Here is a 22,129-nt window from a genome sequence, read left to right as displayed (position 1 = left end):
GTTCATTCTTAACGACTAAACTTATCAATCGTAATCATCACGGGTGGAAATTATCTACCCGTATTCCCCACACCGTGGAGGTTCACAATGAGTTATGTTGATGGTTTCGTTGTTGCGGTTCCCGCAGCCAATAAAGAAGCGTATAAGCAGTTAGCCGCAAAAGCGGCACCGTTATTTAAAGAGTTTGGCGCGCTACGCGTCGTGGAGTGTTGGGCTGATGATGTGCCTGACGGTAAACTCACTGATTTTCGCATGGCGGTGAAAGCCGAAGAGAGCGAAGAAGTGGTGTTTAGCTGGATTGAGTATCCATCAAAAGAAGTGCGGGATGCCGCCAATGCCAGGATGATGTCTGACCCAAGGATGAAAGAGTTTGGCGAGTCGATGCCATTTGATGGCAAACGTATGATCTATGGTGGCTTTGCGCCAATTCTTGACGAGTAACGTCACGCGGGCGGCGCTGACATCATATCTAGCGCCACCCGCATGAACATCCGCTAAACCTGCAATTCCCGTAACAATCCAAACGCCATTTTCATGTGCGCTTCGCTGACAATAAACGCCCGTAACTGCTGTGCTTCGTCATAGCCTTTGGCAATCAGACCCTGCTGCTCGGTGCTGATTTGCCAGGCCAAATCATGGCGTTGCGTTTCACCCGCCAGATGTAGCGGCAACTCCGGCGTTTTCACTTTTACCAGCATCGCGGGGAGATTCAGGCCGTCGGCGGCTCCCAGCAGATTTTTGGCAAGCGTCATGGCGCTGAACTGAATCGGTTGCAGGAACGGCAGCACTTTGCCGTCGATTTCCGCGCAATCACCGAGGGCATAAATATTCGCGTCAGATGTCTGCAACTGGCGGTTCACCTGAATCCCACGGTTTACCGCCAGCCCGGCGTGCTGCGCCAGGTCGACGTTTGGACGCAGGCCAATCGCCGCTACCACGGCATCCACGGTGACTATTCGCCCGTTGCTCAATGCCGCATGAATTCCCTGTGGTGTTTGGCTGAGTGATTCAAGCCGCTGATTAAACAACAGTTCGACGCCCATTTGGTTCAGGCGCTGCTGCAAACGGCTGCTAACCTCCGCAGGCATCAACGAGGCGAGCAGGCTGGCGGCGTTATCCACCAGAATCACCTGCTTCCCAGCGCGGCAAAAATCCATCGCCAGTTCGGTGCCAATCAAACCGCCGCCCAGAATCATCACGCGTTTAGCCTCGCGCAGCGTTGATTCACAGGCCAGATATTCCTGCTGGCTGTTGAGCGTCAGCATCAGCTCTTTGCCTTCAATTGGCGGCAGGAGGGCGCGGGAACCCGTTGCCAGCACCAGTTTGTCGTACTGCCATTGCTGGTCACCGCATTTCACCAGGCGTTCGCGAGTGTCGATACCTGACACCCAACTGTTGGCGTTTAGCGTCAGGTCAAACTGTTCAGCAAATTCACCGGCATGTTGCCGCGTGAGGTCGCAAGCTCGCTGATTCAGGCTGATAACATGGCTGAGATCGGGCTTGTTGTATTCGTCCATGCTGTCGGCGGCAATCATGCGCACAGGTACCTGCGCGTCATGTTTGCGGATATTTTTCACCAGCTGGCGGGCGGCAAAGCCCGAACCGATAATCACAATGCCATGCTTCATTTTGCCTCCGTTGCCAGCACATCAAATACGTCTTTCCCAAGCGAGCATTCAGGGCACAGGAAGCTGTCCGGCACTTCGCTCCACGGCGTTCCTGGCGCGACATCCTGCATCGGTTCGCCGGTTTGTGGGTCGTAAATCCACTGACAAACACTGCATTGCATTTGTGGGCCTAAATCGGCGCAGGCTGGCTTTTCAACCATGCTTTCTTGCGGTGCTACAAAGGGCGCAGAAGCGAGCGGCGTTAACGCCCACTGGCGGGCAATTTCGCGACCGTGTTCACGACAGATTGCGAGCGCATCGATATCCGGGCGCCATTTCGCTTTTAGGCTTAGTGACATTTCAAAACCGGCATCCTGCAAGCGGGTAGAGAGTCGGTCTACTGCACCGCCACTCCAGCCATGGGAACCGAATGCGCTGGCGCGTTTATTACGAAAACGCAGGCCGGTCATCTCCTCAACCAGGCCTGCAATTTTCGGCATCATCACGTTATTCATCGTGGATGTTCCTGCCAGCACTCCCTTGGAGCGGAACACATTAGTGAGGATCTCGTTTTTATCATGGCGGGCAACGTTGAAAATTTTCACCGCCACGCGCGGATCGACTTCGTTGATCCCTTGGGCAATAGCATCCGCCATCATACGGGTGTTGTTGGACATGGTGTCGTAGAAAATCGTGATGCGATCTTCTTGATAATCAGCCGCCCACTTTAAGTACAACTCCACGATTTGTGTTGGGTTATCGCGCCATACCACACCGTGAGACGTCGCAATCATATCTACCGGCAGATTGAAGCCGAGAATTTCGGTGATTTTGGGAGTGACCAGGCGGCTAAACGGGGTCAGAATGTTGGCGTAGTAGCGCTGGCATTGTTCAAATAGCTCGGCCTGATCGACTTCATCGTTAAACAGATGCTCATCACAATAGTGTTGGCCAAAAGCATCGTTACTAAATAGCACTGCGTCACCGGTCATGTAAGTCATCATGCTGTCAGGCCAGTGCAGCATAGGTGTTTCAACGAAAATCAGTTGCTTGCCGTTGCCGATGTCCAGGCTATCGCCAGTTTTCACTACGTGGAAATTCCACTCCGGGTGATGGTGGTGGCCGTTGATGGAGTCCACGCCGTTGGCGGTACAGTAAATCGGTGTGTTGGGAATGCGTGACATCAATTCCGTCAGCGCGCCCGCATGGTCTTCTTCAGCGTGATTGATGATGATGTAATCGAGGCTATTCAGGTCAATTTCGGCAGCCAGGTTCTGCACAAACTCACGGCTGAATTTATGGTCAACAGTGTCGATGAGTACCGTTTTCTCTTCACGGATCAGATAGCTGTTGTAGCTACTGCCTTTCAGCGTTTTGTATTCGGTGCCGTGAAAATCACGCACTTCCCAGTCACGTTGACCAACCCATTGAATGTTGTTTTTAACCTGAATTGCCATTTGTCAGTACCTCAAAAAGAATGAAAAAACGGTGCTCGTATTTGAGTTATTACAAATGGCGTGCCAACTTTTTATAATATTGATTAATATGAATATATTTGTTTTTTTTAACTTTTCATTGTCAAAATGACAATTATAATATTAGTCTTTTTGACAATTGAATTGTCTTTTTGACTATCAAGGGCTAAGTTAGCGAGAATCGTCCTCTGGAGCCGCTTATGAGCCTTTCAATTACCTCCCTTGCCAACATTGCCATTGACCTGCAAAGCGGCATTTCTCATCAGGATCGCTTTGCTCGTTTAATTCGCACTTTGCGCCAACTTTTAGGGGGAGATGCCACGGCGCTACTGCGTTATGAAGCGCGGCAGTTTCGCCCGCTGGCAATTGATGGGCTGGCGCAAGATGTGCTTGGTCGACGTTTTGATTTAGATGCCCATCCTCGCCTGGAAGCAATAGCACGGGCAGGGGACGTGGTGCGCTTCCCGGCAGAAAGTGAATTGCCCGATCCTTATGATGGACTCATTCCTGACCACACCGACTTAAAAGTTCATGCCTGTCTTGGGTTACCACTATTTGCCGATCAGAACCTGATAGGTGCATTAACCGTGGATGGTATGGACCCTTTGCAGTTCGATCATTTCAGCGATGAAGAATTGCGCTTAATTAGCGTGTTGGCCGCAGGGGCACTGAATAATGCCTTGTTGATGGAACAGCTTGAAAACCAAACGCCTGCTGTTGTCTCCACTCCCATTACGAGCAAAACCAGCAGTGCCGAGATGGTGGGCTTGTCTGCAGGGATTATGCAGCTTAAGAAAGAGATAGAAATTGTCGCCGGTTCTGACCTGAATGTGCTGATAACTGGGGAAACGGGTGTTGGGAAAGAGCTGGTGGCGCGTGCTATTCACAGTGGGTCGGTACGTGCCGCAAATCCGCTGGTGTATCTCAACTGTGCGGCATTACCGGAAAGCGTGGCGGAAAGTGAACTGTTTGGTCACGTAAAGGGGGCATTTACCGGGGCAATTCATCATCGAACCGGCAAATTTGAAATGGCGGATAACGGCACGCTATTCCTCGATGAAATAGGGGAACTGCCATTAACGCTACAGGCAAAATTGTTGCGAGTTTTACAGTATGGCGATATTCAGCGTGTGGGCGATGACAGCAGCCAAAGGGTAAATGTGCGGGTGCTGGCGGCGACCAATCGTGACTTAAAGCAGCACGTACTAGCAGGTGATTTTCGTGCCGATCTATTCCACCGTTTAAGCGTCTTCCCACTGCACGTTCCACCGCTACGCGAGCGTGGCGATGACATCACTCTATTGGCTGGGTTCTTCTGTGAGCAAAGCCGCGTAAAAATGGGGCTGAAACAGGTCGCCTTAACGGATGGCGCTCGGGAATTACTGCGTCGATACGACTGGCCCGGAAATATTCGCGAGCTGGAGCATGCTCTTTATCGCGCCACTGTGCTTGCACGCTCCGGTAAACCGGATGGAGAAATCTGGCTGGAACCGCAGCATTTTCAACTGATGGATGTTGAGGCTAAACCTGCAAGTACAGCTGTAGCCCGCGTGGCTGAGGTCGATAACTTGCGGACGGCAACTGATGATTTCCAGCGGCGGATTATTATCAGCACGCTGGAGGCTAATGCGGGGAATTGGGCTGCGAGTGCCCGGCAGTTGCAACTAGATGTCGCTAATTTACACCGCCTGGCGAAACGTCTTGGTGTGAAGTAGTGTTTTCAGGGAATTTTTGATTTCCTGGCACAAGAGCCTGCTACCCACTCGATAAATTCATTTTTAGGCAGGGCTTTACTGAAGAACCAGCCCTGTCCGTACTGCACACCCTGTTTACGCAACCATGCCGCCTGACTGGGGGTTTCAATGCCTTCGGCCACCATCAAAATACCCAGAGCCTTTGCCATTTCAATAATATGTGGAGTGACATTTTTATATTCGAGAGCATCGACGAATGATTTATCTATTTTAAGGATATCTACATCCAGATCTTGTAAATAACTCAGGCTGGAATAACCGGTTCCAAAATCATCAATATAGATGGCGTGCCCGGCCTTTCGATATTGCGCAATAATCGGTGCTGTAATTTTCGGGTCAGAAAAGCCACGTTCAGTAATCTCAAATGCTATCTGTTTTGGATTAACTGAATAACGTGCCAGGTACGGACGAGTGATATCAAGAATATGCAGGCTACGCGCATCCTGAACACCCATGTTCACAGAAATATGATGATGAGGATGCTTGCTTAACCAGTCGCCCAACTCAAGAAAAATGCGCTTAATGACCTGCTCTGTTAATTGTGTTACCAACCCGGTTTGCTCCGCCAGTGGGATAAACATATCCGGGTTTAACATTGAGCCATCTTGTTGCTGCCAACGAATTAAGGCTTCCGCACCGACAATCTCGCCACTTTGAAGATGAACAATAGGTTGATAAACCACGCTAAATTCATTGTTTTTAATAGCATCCATCAGCCTGTTTCGAGGTGATAACAATCGACGCAAAATACTAATCAAGAGTCCACCTGCAGCGAGGCTTATAATTAAGCCCACAGGCAGCCAGATAAACAATTGCTGATACCAGGCGGTCGTCAGGGGTTCCATTGACGCCCAGGCAATCATGGCCAGACCAAGATTATTATCCCGACGAATCACGTAGAAATTGTTGTTGCTTTGAAATTCGTCCGTACCTTGTTTCAGCGCTTCGTGCCATGTCTCGGGGATATATCGGCTGTTGCTGGCAATGATCTGATTATTATGCAGCCCAATCATCGCAATATTTAACGTGTAACTACCAAAGGGGAGAACATCAATAAATGACATTGGGTCAATTAATGCAAGATGAGGCTTTTTGCCGATATATACCATCTTGCGTTGAAAATCGGGTATCGGTGGAGTGGTATACCAAGCGTTAAAACCATGAATGCCCTGACGGTCTGGCTTACCTAATGTAGCACTATGAGTAATGGACTCCAGTGAAGTACACAAAATATGCGCATCTTGCTGGAACATCACTTCTTGCACGTAGCGATATTCAAGAGCGATACGATGCATGGCTTCCGCGTGTGCTGGCGAACATGTATTGTCATTAAAGCGGTTAATATCATTAATCGCAGAAACAGCCTGGTCGATGACTTTGCCGGTGCGAAGCAATGCGTGATCGGCAAACTCTCCTAATTCATCATGAAATGCGTGTTCAGCATTACGATGAGCAAGATAAATGCTTAACAGAATTGGTAGCAAAAATGCCAAAATAAGTACACCGCTTACCAGGCTGATGAGCTTTCGGGATGTCATTCTTTTAGACCCAGTTAAGAGTTAGTTTTTATAATGGTTTTTCATAGACGAGAACAGTCTATCTCACATGAATAGGTGATGTTATGTTTTCCTGCCTCTGTAGTGGGATAACCTGTGAAAGCGAGTGTCTGGTGAGCAATAAATGAAGAAAAAAGAGTTTGTTATTCAGGATCTACTGAGCAAAATTTATCAGCGCAACGATAACCAAAGGCGCAAATTACCGCCTGAGCGCCAATTAGCACTGGAATATGATGTCTCGCGTTTCACGATTCGTAAAGCGCTGGAAAAGTTGGTCAGCATTGGGGTCATTGAGATTATTCAGGGATCCGGGATTTGGATTAATCCGCAGGCAAGAAACAACCCACTGGTTTATAACTCCATCACCGAGAAGCATTTCGACCAGATAGCTTTTCGCATGGTCAATCTGCATAAGAAATTACCCAATCGCGAAGAGCAGCAGGTATTTGGTTTGGGTAAAGATGACTACATTTGGCAATTTTGCCGCCTGCGATATGTCGAAAATCAAAAGATACAAATTGAGATTTCGCGCATGCCGGTACAGGATTTTCCCGATCTGAACCAGCAGGTCATCGAGCGCTCGATTCAACAATATGTGCTGAGTAAAGGGTTGCGGATTTCGCACCTGTTAACCAGTTATCAGGCGGTAGCAGTCAGTAAAGAGCAGGCGGTATTGCTGGAGTGTAAAAGGTATCCCGGCGATGCACATCATCAACCGGGGAATTCTTGACGGAGGACGGGTTTTTGAAATCAGCGATATCATTGATATCAATTATTCCTGTACCTACGTTACCCCCTATAACCACAATAATTTGGCCTGGCGGCAGGGCATTCAGGGAGTGTGAATGGCTCCGTTTGGTAAGCGGCTTTGCGTCCACTCATGTGGGCGATATTCCACCGGGAAGGTTTCCGCTTTTTGTTGGTCGAAACCTACGCCAATACCCGGTTTTTCAAGCGGATAAATATAGCCCTTCTCCGCAACCGGGCTGCCTGGAAAGACCGATTCGGTATTTGGCTTATTGGGAATAAATTCCTGAATCGCTGCATTGTGCAGATGGATATTTAAATGGGTATTTACCGCCACGCCAATAGGCGTCATATCCGATGGGCCATGCCATGCCAGGCGTACACCGAATGCCTGACATAGAATAGCGAGCTTCAATGCAGGGGTGATTCCACCAATTTGCGAAACGTGGCAGCGGATAAAATCGATGCGGCGATTAACAATCAAATCATGCCATTCGGCAGGGTTATTAAATAGCTCCCCCAAAGCAAGTGGAACCGAAGAATGCGCGCGAACCTGCTCAAGCCAGGCGCTTTGTTGCGGCGGTAGAATGTCTTCGATAAACCATGGCTGGTATGGCTCAAGAGCTTTTGCCAGTTGCACCGCTTGTTGCGGGAACAGACGCTCATGCACATCGTGAAGTATATGGAACTGGTTGCCGTACTTTTCGCGCAGCGCCTTAAACATTGCCACAGTATTGGCCATGTATTCGTCCTGATCGTAGTAGGCGCCCGGAGTAGGTGTCTTTGTAGCATGCAAACCCTGAGGTGTTCCGCCATAAAACCCTAACTGACAGCGAATGTAGCGATAACCTTGTGCCAAAAGTTTGTCGACTTCCAGATACAAACCTTCAAGCGTTTCACTGGCGGCGTGGCTATATGCCGCGATAGCGTCTTTCGATTTACCGCCCAGAAGTTGGTATAGCGGCATTCCTGCCAGTTGGCCTTTAATATCCCAAAGCGCCATATCGACACCTGCGATAGCGTTATTGATAACCGGTCCGTTGCGCCAGTAAGCGTTGACCATCATCATCTGCCACAGATCTTCAATGTTATTGGCATCGCGCCCTATTAGCAGTGGTTTGAGATATTCATCGACCATCACTTTTACTGCCAGTGGGCGTTGCTGGAAGGTCGCACATCCATGACCTATTACACCCTTATTGGTGGTGACACGCACCGTAATCAGGTTGTGACGGTCAGGGCGGGTAATAAAACATTCAATATTTTCAATAATGGTTGGTTGCACGAGATTACTCCACAGACCTTGTCAATCGCGGTCATTTACTCATCAATTAAAGGCTTCTGTTATTTACTATCACCTTATTTTTATATGTGGGTAAACCATTATTTTTGCTTATTTTTATTGGTCCGTAAAATAGTTGTGTGCAACCTAAAAACCATACCAATTTGTTAGTTTGAGGTGTTTAATGCCCTTTGATAGACGTAATTGTGATGTTGTTCAAAGTTTATTGGTTTGTTTTGGTTCTTTCGATTCTCTACCATCTCAGGCATTCAACACATAATAATTAGTAATTCTTTGGGAGCGACAGATGGGGACTCGTGATGCCATTAATAATATTATTCACCTTGTAGGTGGTGCGGATAATATTAACAAAGCCTGGCACTGTATGACGCGCTTACGCTTCTCTCTGATTGATGAGAATAAAATTGATCAGTCCGAAATTAAAAAAATCCCCGGTGTATTAGGGGCGCAGATTCAGAGTGACCAATTCCAGATTATTATTGGCCCGCAGGTGAACAGTTGGTACGAACAGCTGAACAGCGCGCTGGAGACATCTGGTGAGCAAATTGCCCCCGCGACTGACAAGAAAGCCCGTAAAAGCCTGGTGTCGATGTTTATGGATACCGTATCGGGCGTATTTGGGCCGATTGTTCCCGCTATCGCTGGCGCCGGGATGATCAAAGGTCTGTTAGCAGGTTTGATTGCGCTTAAATTCGTTTCGGCAAAAAGCGATACGGTAATTGTCATCGATTTAATTGCCAGCGGCGTGTTCTATTTTTTACCGTTTTTCCTCGCTATCTCTGCGGCACGTATCTTTAAAACTAACGAATACCTGGCCGCAGCGGTGGCGGCCTGCCTGATGTATCCATCACTTATTGAAGCGGCAAAGTTACTGGCAAGTCATGCGCCGAATGCTGTCGATACGTTCTATTTTCTGAACGTGGTGCCTGTTTCGGTATTTAACTACGCCTCGAGCGTGATCCCGGTGATTTTCTCGGTTCTGGCCCTTAGCTACATCCATCGCTGGGTGGACCGGTTTATGCCGGATGTATTGAAAACAGTATTTACTCCGACGCTCACTTTGTTCCTCGCCGCGTTAGTTGCGCTGGTGGTGATCGGGCCATTAGGGATCTATCTGGGTAAAGCGTTGGCGTGGTTTATTGAAGGGCTGTTTGGTGTATCCGCAAGTTTTGCAGGATTAGTAGTGGGGGCTATTCGCCCGGTAGCTATTTTGACCGGAATGCACCACGCGATGACACCAATCGCGCTGCAAAACTTTACCGACCGCGGCTACGACATGCTTATGCCAATGATGTTTATGGCTAATATGGCGATTGCCGGATCAACGTTTGCCATCTGGAAACAAAGTAAATCTCGCGAAGAAAGAGCGGTGGTTCTGCCTGCGGCTATTTCCGCCTTGCTGGGTATTACCGAACCTGCATTGTTTGGTGTTCTGACGCGCTACAAGAAAGCGTTTATCGCCGCCACGATTGCCAGCTCCATCGCCTCGGCATTTATTGCCTTCTTCGGTGTGCGTTTGTATGGCTATATTTTGTCGAGTATTTTCAGCCTGCCGGCTTACATCGGGCCATACTTTATCTTTGCTTTGATGGGGGTGGCGCTGGCATTAGGATTGTCATTTACGCTGACTACTTTGCTGGTGCGCGAGAAAGCATAAACGGGATCCACTGCAAATGGTGGATGTCGCTGACGTTAATCCACCCTACGGGCCTTGGAGGCTGGATTAACGTAGCGACATCAAATGCTTTAACGTCGGTGCGCCAGGCGGCGCACCAGACGGTCTCCAATACTTTGTACTAATTGCACCATGACCACCAGAATAACCACGGTGCCAACCATGACCTGGTCATTAAATCGCTGATAGCCGTAGCGAATTGCGAGGTCTCCCAAGCCGCCACCGCCAATCACACCAGCCATAGATGAAAAACCAATTAGCATTACGATGGTCAGCGTGATCCCTGCAAGCAGAGCAGGCAGCGCTTCGGGTAGCAGTACTTTGCTGATGATATGCCAGACATTTCCTCCCATGGATAAAATGGCCTCAATGCGACCTTTATCGACCTCATCTAACGCGTTTTCTACTACCCGCGCAAAGAAGGGGAAGGCACCAATTGTTATCGGAACCACTGCGGCTGTGCTGCCTAACGTGGTGCCGATAATTATGCGCGTAAAGGGGATCAGCGCTATTAACAGCACAATAAACGGCAGTGAACGACCGACATTCACGACACTACCAATGACCTGATTAAATAGCGGAGCGGGCAATACGCCATCACGGCGAGTGAGGAACAACAACACCCCCAACGGCAATCCAATCAGCACGGTTAAGAGTGCCGCGAGGCTGACCATGTACAGCGTATCCAGTGAACCATCTAACAGTAATGGCCATAAATCATCCCAGTCTAGGCGACTTCGCATAATAGACTCCTTGTCACACCGATACGGCGTAAGAATGCTTGTTCGGCCGCATCTCCAGGGAGCAACGCCTGGCGCAGACGGGAACTGGGGATGAGCAGTAATTCAGATAACGAGCCGCTTTCAATGAGCCTGCCGTTTTCCAGCAATGCTGCGTGGTCGCAGATAGCTTTCACGACTTCCAGTTGATGGGTTATCAGCACAATGGTGACGCCAAGCTTATGGTTAATATCTTTCAGTAGTGCCAGCACGGATGCGGTGGTTTCACTATCTAATGCGCTGGTTGCTTCATCACACAGCAGAACATCAGGATGAGCAGCCAGCGCGCGAGCAATTCCTACACGCTGTTTTTGCCCACCGGATAGCTGTGAAGGAAAAGCCAGTGCTTTATCGCTAAGGCCTACTAACTCGAGTAGTTCAGTGATGCGTTTTTGCCGCTCTTCACGAGGCAGGCCCGCAATTTCTAACGGTACGGCAATGTTGTCCGCCACATTTCGCGCATGAATCAGGTTGAAGTGTTGGAATACCATTCCGGTGCGTTGGCGATGCACTCGCAACTCCCGGTTATTGAGCGTGGTGATATCGACACCTTGCATCAGAATGAGGCCCGAAGTGGGCCGCTCCAACAAATTAAGGCAGCGAATCAAGGTGCTTTTCCCAGCGCCACTGCGCCCGAGAATGCCGTAGATTGCGCCGTCTGGCACAATCAGTGAGACATCATCCAGTGCCGGTTGGCCTCCTCCGGCATACACTTTGCTCAGCCGCTCAAGGGTTATCATGACTGTGGCGTAGCAACCGGGATCACTGAGCCATTAAACTGCTTGCGAATAAAGTCAGCAACCTGCGGTGATTGCAGATCTTTCGCCAGCTCCTTGATGCGTGGATCGTTTGCCAGATTTGGGTTGGTAACCAGAATATTGGCATACGGGTTATGAGTGGCACTTTCCAGGCCCAGCGCATCTTTTGACGGCGTTAACCCAGCTTCCAATGCGTAGTTACCATTAATCACGGCTAAATCGACATCATCAAGCGAACGCGGCAGTTGCGGCGCTTCGATTTCAATAATTTTTAGCTTTTTAGGATTGCTGGCGATATCGCGCGGTGTCGCCTGGTTTTGCGCAGCATCTTTAAATTCAGGTTTCAGCGTGATAAGCCCTTTGTCCTGCAATAGATAAAGAGCCCGACTTAGGTTGGTAACGTTATTTGGTAAGGCGATCGTGGCATTTTCCGGCACCGATTTCAGGTCTTTATATTTGTGTGAATAAATCCCCAGTGGCTCGATGTGAACAGTGGCCGCAACGGTGAATTTTTTACCTAACGCTTTCTCCTGGTCGCGTAAATACGGAACATGCTGGAAGTAGTTGGCGTCCACATCGCCGTTGGCCAGTAGTTCGTTGGCATTTACGCCGTTACTGAGCTCAATGACTTTGAGCTTTAAATTAGGATCGAGTTTCTGCACAAAGGCCAGAATTTCTGCGTGTGGTACAGCATCTGCTGCAATACGTAAGGTATCTGCTGCTTGAGCACTGAAAGCCAGAGTCAAAGACAACGCGATCCCTGCCAGTTTAAAAGAGGCATATTTCATGGTGGTTTCCTTCAATATTTAAGCGATGAGTTCAGTGCTGCTACGCAAGACATCCGGGTAATAACGTTCCGCCACGTCGGGATGAGATCGCAGGCGGCCTTTCAGGTAATTCCAACCAACATCACGCAGTAACGGGTTGTGAGGATCGCTTTCTGGGCCATGAGCCTGGCTTGCAAGGTCAGGGGGCAATGTATAAACCGGAACCACGGCATCTAACTGTGCGCCGAGGAAAAATGCGATGGACTGGCGCTCCTGCCCAGGCGGAGGAGAAACCACGCGATGAACCGTGGCGCGCAAGTAGCCATTGGTTGCCAGTTCAAGCAACTCACCAATGTTCACCACAAAACTACCGGGTAGGGGGGCTGCATCTATCCAGTTATCGGGGCTGACTTCAACCTGTAAACCCTGCTGCCTGTCTTGTAGCAGGAAGCTTAGGAAGCCGGAGTCCTTGTGAGCGCCAACACCCTGATTACTATCGGTAGCCTGTTGGCCGGGATATCGAATCAGCTTGATATGCTCGTTGGGTTTGTTGCCATACAGATCATCAAAGCTATTAGCCGGTAACTTCAACGCTAATGCAAAAGTGCGTAGTAATTTCAACGCCACAGCGGTCATTTCACGCTGAAATTGCAACAGAGTCGGCTTGAGAGTTGGCAGCGATTCAGGCCACAGGTTGGGCCCTTGCAGACGTAGCCAGCCAGGCTGTGATGGACTGACGGAAAGTACCGGGCGTTCAGCGCCAATATCAAATTGCTCACGCCAGTCAGGTTTACCACGTGTTAATTCGCTGGCGGCGCGGTTGTAACCACGAAAATGGGGGGAGTGAATCATCGCTACTTTTTGTTTTTCTGCGTCAGGCAAAGAGAAAAACAGCTGGGCTTCATCCTGAACGGCCTGTTGCAGTTCCGGGCTGATACCATGATTAATCAGATAAAAGAAGCCGATGTCACGAGCAGCATGGCGTAGTTGTTCAAGAAAGGCTGCGCGATCGGTGTCGGTGCCATCAAGGGCTAAGAGATCGAGTATTGGCAATGCCTGGGTCGTTGTTTTGCTCATTTTGAACTCCACGTAATTCAGATGTTTTCCCGTCACGTTTTGATGTTTTAGCCCAACAATAATTTTCACAACGACAGCGCTGACTCATGGTTTATCCCTTCTGTATTGATGTGTTGTTCGTGGAAATGACATTGCCGCAACTGCGCCACGCCGCCCAATATTGTTATCTTCTAAGTTATTGCTGGGCGGGGTTCTAAGCTTTTGCAGAATTTGGCAATCAACGGTTATTAAGGTTTGTTGCCAAACAGACTTGCTTTTTTTTCATTCATCTTTTACTTTATTGTTATGTTATAACATATCTTGGAAAAGAAAATGAAACGTGACATCCATCCTTTCTATCGAACAGTCGTGTTCCACGACACCACCGCCAATGAGTTCTTTAAAGTGGGTTCGACTATCAAGACAGACCGGGAAATTGAGCTTGAGGGTGTGAAATATCCCTATATCACACTGGAGGTTTCATCGGCCTCTCATCCACATTACACGGGTAAACAAAGAACATTCACCAATGAAGGCAGTCCGGCTCGTTTCCAGCAGCGTTTCGGTCGTTTTTTTGGCAAGAGGGAGTAAGAGATGCAGGTTCTGAATTCATTACGTAGTGCAAAGCAACGCCATCCAGATTGCCAGATTGTGAAGCGTAAAGGGCGGCTGTATGTGATTTGCAAAAGTAACCCGCGTTTCAAAGCGGTGCAGGGCGGGAAGAAGCGGCGTTAAGACAAGGGGCATTTCGCCCCTTGTCTCTTATAAGTTGTGAACGTTACGGACGTCCGAGCGAGAAAATATCGTAAAATGAGAGCTCGCCTTTCGTCGCCACCATCTTATGCAGTAGCGATTTTTGTTGTTCGTCAACACCAGGGGAATGCAGGATTTTATCGATCAATGTGGGTGGAACGTTACGCGTGTTGTACCACTCACCGTTATAGCAAACGCGTAAATCCAGCACATCAATGTCGTCATAGCGATAACGGGGATTCACATCAAAAAAGAAAAAGCCGTTTAGCAGCGCAAACAACACAACCAATAGCCAAACCGATCCCGACAGAGTATCCGACTCAAGCATCACCCATAGAGTTGCGAACCAACCTATCCACATGCCAATAAATAACCCCGGATGCTTGCGAATAAAGCTGATGCTAAAACGCGGGCGATTGTCGCGCTTTTCTTCCGCATTAAGTTGTTCGATTGTATCGGTGAGCAGACGCTGAATTTCAGTCATGATGGCCTTCTGAACGGGAACGCGACAGGCAGAGAACTGTTATTTTAAGAAGCCCTGCGAGGGTAAAAAAGTAACAGTTTCGCCATAAAAAACCATAACAGTTAATGTGGCGTGTCAGGCACCATTTTAATCAGCCGAGCTGGGTTTCCTGCAACTACCGAATTCGCCGGAATATCTTTAGTGACGACGGAGCCGGCACCTATCACTACATTATCGCCAATAGTCACACCAGGGTTGATAACCGCGCGCCCGCCAATCCAGACATTATTGCCAATCGTGACAGGTTTACCGAACTCAACACCATTGTTGCGCGTTTCAGCATCCAGCGGATGAGTCGCAGTATAAATATGAACACCTGGAGCCAACATGCAATTCTCACCGATGTGAACAGGACAAACGTCGAGAATCACACAGTCAAAATTGGCGTAGAAGTTTTTGCCGAGGAAAATATTGTAGCCGTAATCACAACGAAACGATGGTTCAATATAGGCATCCAGACTTTGGCCTAATAGTTGTTCGAGCAGTTCACTACGAATGGCTTTTTCATCTGGAGCGGTGTGATTAAAACGGTGAATCAGATGGCGCGCTTTTACGCGGTCATCTCGGAGCTGTTGGTCTGCAGGGCGATAAAATTCGCCTGCAATCATTTTGTTTTTTTCTTCACTCATGGTGATGCCTTTTAAAATAGACAGGACACCCGTTACCCTAAGCGATTAGTTTGTAATTAATGTGGCTATAGCTCCTTTTTGTGACGGTAATCACATGGTTAAATGTGCTATTAACAATCACAAATTAAGGGAAGCGACGGACAGAATGTAGCAAGCCTTACAAAAGAGCGATGAGCAGCTTGTATCTCGAAAGCTGAACAGCCCAGGATAAATATCTATTTAGCACGCTATTAAGTGACAAAAAGAGTTCCTGAATCCATTTGTCGCTGATTACAACAGCATGTCAGTCTGAAACCATAAAGGTAATAACAGTTAAGGGGTATTAGCGGATAAATTTCCATACAGATGGTGGTATTTTATCGTAAAGCTTATTCATGGTCAGTTCAGCCAGACGATGGTCTGCTGCTGAATAAAATACAGCCAACTCATTATCTGGTAATTCGTATTTATTCTTTTCGATTACGCGCTCTAAAGTGTCAATTGTTTGGCAGCGTCGCAGGCGCATCAAATAATCGGTCTTAGTTAGTGGTTTTGTTGTCATGAAATCACCTTATTACATCTTGTAATAGTTCTAAAAGGAGAGGCTTACAGGGTTAGCGCGACTCTCTGTGACGAAACATCGGAATAACCGATTCCCGGACTTACGCCATTTCTGCAAGTCTTGGGCATTGATGCCATAGTTACTGAACAGCATAAATGTATCGTCTAAATATTCGTCAATTTGTTCAATCAATTTACTCTCATCATCGTACTTAATTTTGTAATTAAGTGCGAAAGCAGCAATATGCTCAATCAATTCATTCAACTGCAAGTTAATGGCCGAAGTAGGATCATTAACCCAACCATGATTACTCTCGCCAAGGTTGGTAAGGCAGTCATGATACAGGTTTTCGCAGAGAAATTTAAGCTGCGCGATATCATGCCGTTTTGGTGAGTATTCGTCCATAATGCAGCCCCTTTTTATCGAAGAAAATTTGATAAACAAAACGCCTTGGGGTGGACACACCTGGATGAGGTGGGAATCAATTACAACGATTATTCCATATACGTTTACTATAAATCAATCCGTAGTAGATTTCCTTTCACTATTACGAAAAATTACATTTACAGCAAAGCTGTTTACTCTAACGTAATGTTTATTAAGACTTTCACTTTTTTTAAAAGCATTGTCTGATAAATTAACTTAAGTGAATGTTTAGGAAAGCAGTTTATATTCAATAGGTTAATTTTGTGTTATCGCAATGAATCTTAAACGAGGTGTAAATAAGAGGTTAATTAAGAATCTTCCTAATATATAAGTATGAACCTTCTTGCCTTATCTGCCAGTGAATTTAAGAAATATCTTGTCATCATATTCAACTCCAACTGAGTTTTTATTGCAACATTTAGAAACCTATCGTAGAAAAAGCCAGCAGCTATCGTTATTTATTAATATGACAAATAGGGCCGCAGATATAAAAAAGGCCGCTTGCGCGGCCTTTTAATTGCAGATTTAAGACTTACTTGTGGTGCTCAACAGCGTGAGTGTGTTCGACATCTTCAGACTTACGGCTGAAGCGACGGCGAACTACCACGAAGAACACTGGTACGAAGAAGATAGCCAGGACTGTTGCAGTAACCATCCCGCCCATTACCCCTGTACCTACGGCGTTCTGTGCACCAGAGCCTGCACCGGAGCTGATTACCAGTGGCATTACCCCGAGGATAAACGCCAGTGATGTCATCAGAATTGGACGTAGACGCATACGAACAGCTTCCAGCGTAGCTTCAATTAAGCCTTTGCCTTCTTTCTCCATCAAGTCTTTGGCGAATTCCACGATAAGTATCGCGTTCTTCGCCGACAAGCCAATGGTTGTCAGCAGGCCTACCTGGAAGTACACGTCGTTGGTCAGCCCACGCAGCGTCGCGGCAAGCAGTGCACCGACAACCCCAAGTGGAACAACCAGCATGACCGAGAATGGAATCGACCAGCTCTCGTACAGTGCAGCCAGACACAGGAACACCACTATCAGGGAAATGGCATACAGGGCAGGGGCCTGGTTACCAGATAAACGTTCCTGATAGGACATACCCGTCCAGTCATAACCAATACCGGTTGGCAGTTTGCTGGCCAGTTGTTCCATCAGGTCCATCGCTTCACCGGTACTCTTACCCGGAGCCGCCTGACCAAGGATTTCCATGGACGGCAAACCGTTGTAACGTTCCAGACGCGGTGAACCGTATTCCCAGTGCGCAGAAGAGAACGCTGAGAATGGCACCATCTGCCCAGTAGAGCCGCGAACATACCAGCTGTTGATATCGCTTGGTAGCATACGGAATGGCGCATCAGCCATCAGGTAAACTTTCTTCACACGACCACGGTCGATGAAGTCATTCACGTAACTACCACCCCATGCAGCACCCAGTGTGGTGTTGATGTCGCTGATAGAAACGCCCAATGCTTGCGCTTTTTCCTGGTCAATATCGATTTTGAACTGCGGCGTATCTTCCAGACCGTTTGGACGCACGCCCACTAACAGATCAGAGTGTTTAGCGACTTCGCCAAACAACTGGTTACGCGCCTGAGTCAGTTTTTCGTGGCCAAGGTTTGCCTGGTCAATCAACTGGAAGTCGAAGCCCGTTGCAGTACCCAGTTCAACGATAGCTGGCAGGTTAAATGCGAACACGATGGCATCTTTGATTTTCGAGAACTCGGCACTGGCGCGAGCTGCAATGGCCGGAACCTTGTTCTCTTCACCTGGACGCTCATCCCAATCTTTCAAGGATACGAATGCCAGACCGGTGTTCTGCCCCTGACCAGAGAAGCCAAAGCCGTTAACGGTAAATACGGAGTTAACGTTGTCTTTCTCTTTTTCGAGGTAGTACTTGGTCACATCATCAAGAACGGCTTGTGTACGTTCTTGTGTTGCACCCGCAGGCAGCTGTGCCATGGTCAGGAACACGCCCTGGTCTTCATCTGGCAAGAAGGAACTTGGCAGGCGAATAAACAGGAAGGCCATGCCAACCACAATCAGCAGATAAAGCACTAAGTAACGACCGGTGCTACGCAAAATATTACCGACGCTGTCGGTATAGTGATGCGTGCTCTTGTCGAACATATTGTTAAACCAGCCGAAGAAGCCTTTCTTCTCGTGGTGCTCGCCTTTCGCGATTGGCTTAAGCAGGGTGGCACAAAGTGCTGGTGTCAAAATCATTGCTACCAGTACAGAAAGCACCATTGCCGATACGATGGTAATAGAGAACTGACGATAGATTGCACCTGTAGAACCACCGAAGAATGCCATTGGTATAAATACCGCCGACAGTACCATCGCGATCCCGACCAGAGCGCCCTGAATCTGCTCCATTGATTTGCGTGTGGCTTCTTTTGGTGGCAATCCTTCTTCCACCATTACACGCTCAACGTTCTCTACCACCACGATGGCATCATCAACCAACAAGCCTATCGCAAGCACCATCCCGAACATCGTTAGGGTGTTTATCGAATAGCCAAAGACGGCAAGGATGGCAAACGTCCCCAGCAGTACCACCGGTACCGCAATCGTTGGAATCAATGTGGCGCGGAAGTTCTGCAAGAACAGATACATTACCAGGAACACCAGCACGATTGCTTCAACGAGGGTTTTTACTACCTCTTTGATAGAGATTTTAACGAATGGCGTGGTGTCATATGGATAAACAACTTTCAGACCCGCAGGGAAGAAGGGCTGTAGTTTTTCCACAGTGGCACGTACCGCATTGGCGGTATCCAGGGCGTTAGCACCGGTTGCCAGCTTGATACCTAAACCAGACGCAGGTTGGCCGTTGAAACGTGCAACAACGTTATAGTTCTCGCCGCCCAACTCAACTTTTGCCACATCTTTAAGCAGAACACGTGAGCCATCCTGATTCACTTTCAGCAGAATTTTGCTGAACTCATCGGCAGATTTTAAACGGGTCTGAGCAATGATTGAGGCGTTAAGTTGTTGACCTTTAACTGGTGGAGTACCACCTAACTGACCTGCTGCTACCTGGGCGTTCTGCGCTTTGATAGCGGCAATAACATCAACCGGCGTGAGCTGGTAATTGTTCAGTTTGTTCGGATCCATCCAGATACGCATCGCGTACTGAGCACCAAACAGCTGAACATCACCGACACCGCGAGTACGGCTGATCGGGTCTTTAATGGTTGCGCCAACGTAGTCCGAAATATCTTCCTGTGTCATGGAGCCATCGGTGTTGATCATACCGAGAACCATCAGGAAGCTACTGGAGGACTTCTCAACGCTAACACCTTGCTGCTGTACTTCTTGAGGAAGCAGTGGCATCGCAAGTTGCAGTTTGTTCTGAACCTGTACCTGGGCGATATCCGCGTCAGTACCAGAATCAAAGGTAATGGTTATGGTTACAGAACCAGAGGAATCACTGGATGAGGACATGTACAGCAGGTTGTCGATACCGTTCATGTTCTGTTCGATAACCTGTGTAACGGTATCCTGTACCGTTTTCGCATCTGCACCTGGATAGTTTGCTGAGATCGAAATTGCCGGTGGCGCAATGGTTGGATATTGCGCGATCGGTAATTTCATGATCGCAAGCCCGCCCGCCAACATAATAATGATGGCGATTACCCAGGCAAAAATCGGGCGATCGATAAAAAACTTAGCCATGTCTTAACGGCTCCTGTTTAAGTTAAGACTTCGTTTGTTCAGACTGTGCGCCAGCGGCTGCTTGATCCTGGCCTTTATTTTCTGCCGCCACTTCCTGCGCTTTCACCTGAACACCGGGTTTCACTTTTTGCAAACCGGTCACAATAACGCGATCACCATCCTTCAACCCACTGGTTACCAGCCATTTGTCGCCGATAGCTTGAGCTGCGGTGATATTGCGTACTTCTACTTTGTCATCTTTACCAATAACCATTGCTGAAGCATCACCACGCGGTGTACGAGTCACACCTTGTTGTGGAACTAACAGTGCGTTTGGATTGGTACCTTCTTCCAGTTGTGCGCGAACAAACATGCCCGGCAGTAACGTTTTATCTGGATTCGGGAAGATAGCTCGCAAAGTGATAGAACCGGTGGTCTGGTCAACCGTCACATCAGAAAACTCTAAAGAGCCTTCTTGTGGGAAAGTGATACCGTCGTTGGTCACTAATTTGACTTTAGCTTTACCGTTTTCTTGTTTCAGTTTGCCTTCAGCCAGCTCTTGCTTAAGGCGCAAGAAATCATTGCTGGATTGGGTTACATCGACATAAATCGGGTCGAGCTGTTGTACGGTTGCCAGTGCAGAAGCTTGTCCGCTAGTCACCAGAGCGCCTTCTGTAACAGAAGACTTACCAATGCGACCGCTAATAGGTGAAGTCACTTTGGTATATGCAAGGTTAATGCGAGCAGTTTCAACGGCGGCTTTAGCAGCCACAACAGATGCGTTTGCCTGTTGAGAATCGGCAAGTGCAGTGTCGTAGTCTTGTTGACTGATGTACTTAGTACCTAACAGTTTCTGATAACGTTTAAGCGTCAGCTGAGCAATATTTGCACTTGCTTGTGCTTTTGCGAGGTCGCCTTTAGCGCTGTCATATGCGGCCTGGTATGTTGCAGGGTCGATTTGATACAGCGAAACGCCAGCCTTGATTTCACTTCCTTCTTCGAAGTTACGTTTCAGGATGATGCCACTGACTTGCGGGCGAACTTCTGCAATACGATAAGCGCTTGTACGGCCAGGAAGCTCTGTAGTTATCTGCAAAGGAGCACTTTTCAGAGTTACCACACCCACTTCCGGGGTATGCGGCGCACTCTGTTTTGTCTCTTTGTCATTACATCCTGTAAGTACTAAGCTGCCTGAGAGCATCAGAATGGCCGCCAGAGGCGTAAACCCTCTGTTTTTGTTCATATGTAAACCTCGAGTGTCCGATTTCAAAGTTGTTCAATGGATCAAATGTCCACAAACCCATTGCTGCGTTTATATTATCGTCGTGCTATGGTACATACATTCACAAATGTATGTAAATCTAACTACCGTTATTTCACCCACTTATGGCACGAAAAACCAAACAACAAGCACTGGAAACACGCCAACACCTTCTGGATGTTGCGATCCGCTTGTTTTCACAATACGGAGTTTCCGCAACTTCGCTTGCAGATATCGCAAAAGCAGCTGGTGTAACCCGTGGTGCAATTTACTGGCATTTCAAAAATAAGTCGGATTTGTTTAATGAAATCTGGGAGCTAACTGAGTCCAGTATTGGCGATTTAGAAACTGAGTATCGGGCAAAATTTCCTGACGATCCACTTTCTGTTGTCAGAGAGTTACTTATTTACATATTACAAGCAACTGTCGCCGATGAACGCCGCCGCTTAATGACCGAAATCATCTTCCATAAGTGCGAGTTTGTAGGTGAACTGGCTGTTTTACAACAGGCCAGACGCGAACTTTATATGGAAGGAAACGAGAGAATTGAGAGCAGTTTGCAGCGTTGTATTGATGCTGAAATGTTACCCAAAAACTTGCGTCTTCCCCACGCCGTTATCTTACTGCGTAGTTATATTACCGGGCTGATTGAAAACTGGCTGGTTGCACCAGATAGTTTTGATCTCCACGGCCAGGCCGAGGACTACGTCGCCATTCTGCTGGAAATGTTTCAAACCTGCCCAACCCTGAGATCCATCCCACAATAAAAATATGCTTATTAGGGTGATTCTGAACATAGTAGACCAAGGTTTTTCCGAAAAGACGTGCTAATCTTGCGGCTCATATTTCGTCTTTAAC

20 protein-coding genes and 1 pseudogene are annotated in these 22,129 nt (G+C 48.0%); 7 read left to right on the top strand and 14 right to left on the bottom strand.

Features of this window, described 5'->3' with window-relative positions:
- Positions 1-87 precede the first annotated feature (87 nt).
- Entirely contained in the window at positions 88-441 is a 354-nt protein-coding gene (locus AC0IXI_RS18560; RefSeq protein WP_064516673.1) for a DUF1428 domain-containing protein, read from the top strand.
- A 53-nt stretch (positions 442-494) separates the two neighbouring features.
- Here the strand turns inward: AC0IXI_RS18560 and norW are convergent, their stop codons facing one another.
- The gene (gene norW, locus AC0IXI_RS18555) at positions 495-1,628 is read right to left on the bottom strand and encodes an NADH:flavorubredoxin reductase NorW (RefSeq protein WP_064516675.1); all 1,134 of its coding nucleotides are present in this window, start codon (positions 1,626-1,628) and stop codon (positions 495-497) included.
- Positions 1,625-3,064 (bottom strand): anaerobic nitric oxide reductase flavorubredoxin, encoded by a 1,440-nt coding sequence (gene norV, locus AC0IXI_RS18550; protein WP_471682920.1) that lies wholly within the window; start codon positions 3,062-3,064, stop codon positions 1,625-1,627. The genes norW and norV overlap by 4 nt, the downstream gene beginning before the upstream one ends.
- A gap of 218 nt (positions 3,065-3,282) precedes the next feature.
- Between norV and norR the strand changes: the two genes are divergently transcribed.
- Positions 3,283-4,797 (top strand): nitric oxide reductase transcriptional regulator NorR, encoded by a 1,515-nt coding sequence (gene norR, locus AC0IXI_RS18545; RefSeq protein ID WP_064516679.1) that lies wholly within the window; start codon positions 3,283-3,285, stop codon positions 4,795-4,797.
- 5 nt (positions 4,798-4,802) lie between these two features.
- Here norR and AC0IXI_RS18540 read toward each other — a convergent pair whose 3' ends face one another.
- Positions 4,803-6,374, bottom strand: coding sequence for an EAL domain-containing protein (locus AC0IXI_RS18540; protein WP_471682919.1), 1,572 nt, complete (start codon positions 6,372-6,374; stop codon positions 4,803-4,805).
- A 142-nt stretch (positions 6,375-6,516) separates the two neighbouring features.
- Between AC0IXI_RS18540 and AC0IXI_RS18535 the strand changes: the two are divergent.
- Positions 6,517-7,237, top strand: a pseudogene (locus AC0IXI_RS18535) (GntR family transcriptional regulator).
- Here the strand turns inward: AC0IXI_RS18535 and AC0IXI_RS18530 are convergent.
- Positions 7,225-8,424: an enolase C-terminal domain-like protein gene (locus tag AC0IXI_RS18530; RefSeq protein WP_134184006.1), complete on the bottom strand. Its 1,200-nt coding sequence runs from the start codon at positions 8,422-8,424 to the stop codon at positions 7,225-7,227. The pseudogene AC0IXI_RS18535 and the gene AC0IXI_RS18530 overlap by 13 nt on opposite strands.
- 304 nt (positions 8,425-8,728) lie before the next feature.
- On the opposite strand from AC0IXI_RS18530, the gene AC0IXI_RS18525 reads away from it, so the two are divergent.
- Positions 8,729-10,099: a PTS transporter subunit EIIC gene (locus tag AC0IXI_RS18525; RefSeq protein WP_471682918.1), complete on the top strand. Its 1,371-nt coding sequence runs from the start codon at positions 8,729-8,731 to the stop codon at positions 10,097-10,099.
- Between the two features lie 89 nt (positions 10,100-10,188).
- Here the strand turns inward: AC0IXI_RS18525 and AC0IXI_RS18520 are convergent, their stop codons facing one another.
- Genes AC0IXI_RS18520 through AC0IXI_RS18505 form a run of 4 tightly spaced genes read right to left on the bottom strand, consistent with a single transcriptional unit; the run spans position 10,189 to position 13,498 of the window.
- Positions 10,189-10,860, bottom strand: a complete 672-nt coding sequence (locus AC0IXI_RS18520; protein WP_471682917.1) for a methionine ABC transporter permease — start codon at positions 10,858-10,860, stop codon at positions 10,189-10,191.
- Positions 10,845-11,636 carry a methionine ABC transporter ATP-binding protein gene (locus AC0IXI_RS18515; RefSeq protein WP_424221941.1) on the bottom strand — a complete coding sequence of 264 codons (792 nt, stop codon included), beginning with the start codon at positions 11,634-11,636 and terminating at the stop codon, positions 10,845-10,847. The genes AC0IXI_RS18520 and AC0IXI_RS18515 overlap by 16 nt, the downstream gene beginning before the upstream one ends.
- Positions 11,633-12,442, bottom strand: a complete 810-nt coding sequence (locus tag AC0IXI_RS18510; protein ID WP_034458056.1) for a MetQ/NlpA family ABC transporter substrate-binding protein — start codon at positions 12,440-12,442, stop codon at positions 11,633-11,635. The genes AC0IXI_RS18515 and AC0IXI_RS18510 overlap by 4 nt, the downstream gene beginning before the upstream one ends.
- A gap of 18 nt (positions 12,443-12,460) precedes the next feature.
- On the bottom strand, positions 12,461-13,498 hold the full coding sequence (locus tag AC0IXI_RS18505; RefSeq protein ID WP_471682916.1) for an isopenicillin N synthase family dioxygenase: 1,038 nt from the start codon (positions 13,496-13,498) through the stop codon (positions 12,461-12,463).
- A 312-nt stretch (positions 13,499-13,810) separates the two neighbouring features.
- Between AC0IXI_RS18505 and AC0IXI_RS18500 the strand changes: the two genes are divergently transcribed.
- Both AC0IXI_RS18500 and ykgO read left to right on the top strand, forming a co-directional pair.
- Positions 13,811-14,068 carry a type B 50S ribosomal protein L31 gene (locus AC0IXI_RS18500; RefSeq protein ID WP_471682915.1) on the top strand — a complete coding sequence of 86 codons (258 nt, stop codon included), beginning with the start codon at positions 13,811-13,813 and terminating at the stop codon, positions 14,066-14,068.
- A gap of 3 nt (positions 14,069-14,071) precedes the next feature.
- The gene (gene ykgO / locus AC0IXI_RS18495; RefSeq protein ID WP_034458060.1) at positions 14,072-14,212 is read left to right on the top strand and encodes a type B 50S ribosomal protein L36; all 141 of its coding nucleotides are present in this window, start codon (positions 14,072-14,074) and stop codon (positions 14,210-14,212) included.
- Between the two features lie 43 nt (positions 14,213-14,255).
- On the opposite strand, the gene AC0IXI_RS18490 is transcribed toward ykgO, so the two are convergent.
- The 6 genes from AC0IXI_RS18490 to acrA all read right to left on the bottom strand — a co-directional run bounded on the left by AC0IXI_RS18490 (position 14,256) and on the right by acrA (position 21,253).
- Complete coding sequence (locus AC0IXI_RS18490) at positions 14,256-14,714, bottom strand: YlaC family protein (RefSeq protein ID WP_134183996.1); 459 nt, start codon at positions 14,712-14,714, stop codon at positions 14,256-14,258.
- Positions 14,715-14,815: 101 nt separating this feature from the next.
- On the bottom strand, positions 14,816-15,382 hold the full coding sequence (maa, locus tag AC0IXI_RS18485) for a maltose O-acetyltransferase (protein ID WP_064516698.1): 567 nt from the start codon (positions 15,380-15,382) through the stop codon (positions 14,816-14,818).
- Between the two features lie 322 nt (positions 15,383-15,704).
- Positions 15,705-15,923, bottom strand: a complete 219-nt coding sequence (locus tag AC0IXI_RS18480; RefSeq protein WP_034458066.1) for an HHA domain-containing protein — start codon at positions 15,921-15,923, stop codon at positions 15,705-15,707.
- 30 nt (positions 15,924-15,953) lie between these two features.
- Entirely contained in the window at positions 15,954-16,328 is a 375-nt protein-coding gene (gene tomB / locus AC0IXI_RS18475) for an Hha toxicity modulator TomB (RefSeq protein ID WP_034458068.1), read from the bottom strand.
- A 553-nt stretch (positions 16,329-16,881) separates the two neighbouring features.
- Complete coding sequence (acrB, locus tag AC0IXI_RS18470) at positions 16,882-20,031, bottom strand: multidrug efflux RND transporter permease subunit AcrB (RefSeq protein ID WP_134183994.1); 3,150 nt, start codon at positions 20,029-20,031, stop codon at positions 16,882-16,884.
- Between the two features lie 22 nt (positions 20,032-20,053).
- Positions 20,054-21,253, bottom strand: a complete 1,200-nt coding sequence (acrA, locus tag AC0IXI_RS18465) for a multidrug efflux RND transporter periplasmic adaptor subunit AcrA (protein ID WP_134183992.1) — start codon at positions 21,251-21,253, stop codon at positions 20,054-20,056.
- Between the two features lie 143 nt (positions 21,254-21,396).
- Between acrA and acrR the strand changes: the two genes are divergently transcribed.
- On the top strand, positions 21,397-22,038 hold the full coding sequence (gene acrR, locus AC0IXI_RS18460) for a multidrug efflux transporter transcriptional repressor AcrR (RefSeq protein ID WP_422568921.1): 642 nt from the start codon (positions 21,397-21,399) through the stop codon (positions 22,036-22,038).
- Positions 22,039-22,129 lie beyond the last annotated feature (91 nt).

The organism is Buttiauxella sp. AC038 (assembly GCF_979253565.1).
Note: the sequence above shows the minus strand (reverse complement) of the source record. Positions and strands in the feature narration are given on the sequence as shown.

Bases quoted from the DNA above. Each gene is read 5' to 3' on its own strand.
- AC0IXI_RS18560 (WP_064516673.1), top strand. From the start codon at position 88: ATGAGTTATGTTGATGGTTTCGTTGTTGCGGTTCCCGCAGCCAATAAA.
- norW (WP_064516675.1), bottom strand. From the start codon at position 1,628: ATGAAGCATGGCATTGTGATTATCGGTTCGGGCTTTGCCGCCCGCCAG.
- norV (WP_471682920.1), bottom strand. From the start codon at position 3,064: ATGGCAATTCAGGTTAAAAACAACATTCAATGGGTTGGTCAACGTGAC.
- norR (WP_064516679.1), top strand. From the start codon at position 3,283: ATGAGCCTTTCAATTACCTCCCTTGCCAACATTGCCATTGACCTGCAA.
- AC0IXI_RS18540 (WP_471682919.1), bottom strand. From the start codon at position 6,374: ATGACATCCCGAAAGCTCATCAGCCTGGTAAGCGGTGTACTTATTTTG.
- AC0IXI_RS18525 (WP_471682918.1), top strand. From the start codon at position 8,729: ATGGGGACTCGTGATGCCATTAATAATATTATTCACCTTGTAGGTGGT.
- AC0IXI_RS18520 (WP_471682917.1), bottom strand. From the start codon at position 10,860: ATGCGAAGTCGCCTAGACTGGGATGATTTATGGCCATTACTGTTAGAT.
- AC0IXI_RS18515 (WP_424221941.1), bottom strand. From the start codon at position 11,636: ATGATAACCCTTGAGCGGCTGAGCAAAGTGTATGCCGGAGGAGGCCAA.
- AC0IXI_RS18510 (WP_034458056.1), bottom strand. From the start codon at position 12,442: ATGAAATATGCCTCTTTTAAACTGGCAGGGATCGCGTTGTCTTTGACT.
- AC0IXI_RS18505 (WP_471682916.1), bottom strand. From the start codon at position 13,498: ATGAGCAAAACAACGACCCAGGCATTGCCAATACTCGATCTCTTAGCC.
- AC0IXI_RS18500 (WP_471682915.1), top strand. From the start codon at position 13,811: ATGAAACGTGACATCCATCCTTTCTATCGAACAGTCGTGTTCCACGAC.
- ykgO (WP_034458060.1), top strand. From the start codon at position 14,072: ATGCAGGTTCTGAATTCATTACGTAGTGCAAAGCAACGCCATCCAGAT.
- AC0IXI_RS18490 (WP_134183996.1), bottom strand. From the start codon at position 14,714: ATGACTGAAATTCAGCGTCTGCTCACCGATACAATCGAACAACTTAAT.
- maa (WP_064516698.1), bottom strand. From the start codon at position 15,382: ATGAGTGAAGAAAAAAACAAAATGATTGCAGGCGAATTTTATCGCCCT.
- AC0IXI_RS18480 (WP_034458066.1), bottom strand. From the start codon at position 15,923: ATGACAACAAAACCACTAACTAAGACCGATTATTTGATGCGCCTGCGA.
- tomB (WP_034458068.1), bottom strand. From the start codon at position 16,328: ATGGACGAATACTCACCAAAACGGCATGATATCGCGCAGCTTAAATTT.
- acrB (WP_134183994.1), bottom strand. From the start codon at position 20,031: ATGGCTAAGTTTTTTATCGATCGCCCGATTTTTGCCTGGGTAATCGCC.
- acrA (WP_134183992.1), bottom strand. From the start codon at position 21,253: ATGAACAAAAACAGAGGGTTTACGCCTCTGGCGGCCATTCTGATGCTC.
- acrR (WP_422568921.1), top strand. From the start codon at position 21,397: ATGGCACGAAAAACCAAACAACAAGCACTGGAAACACGCCAACACCTT.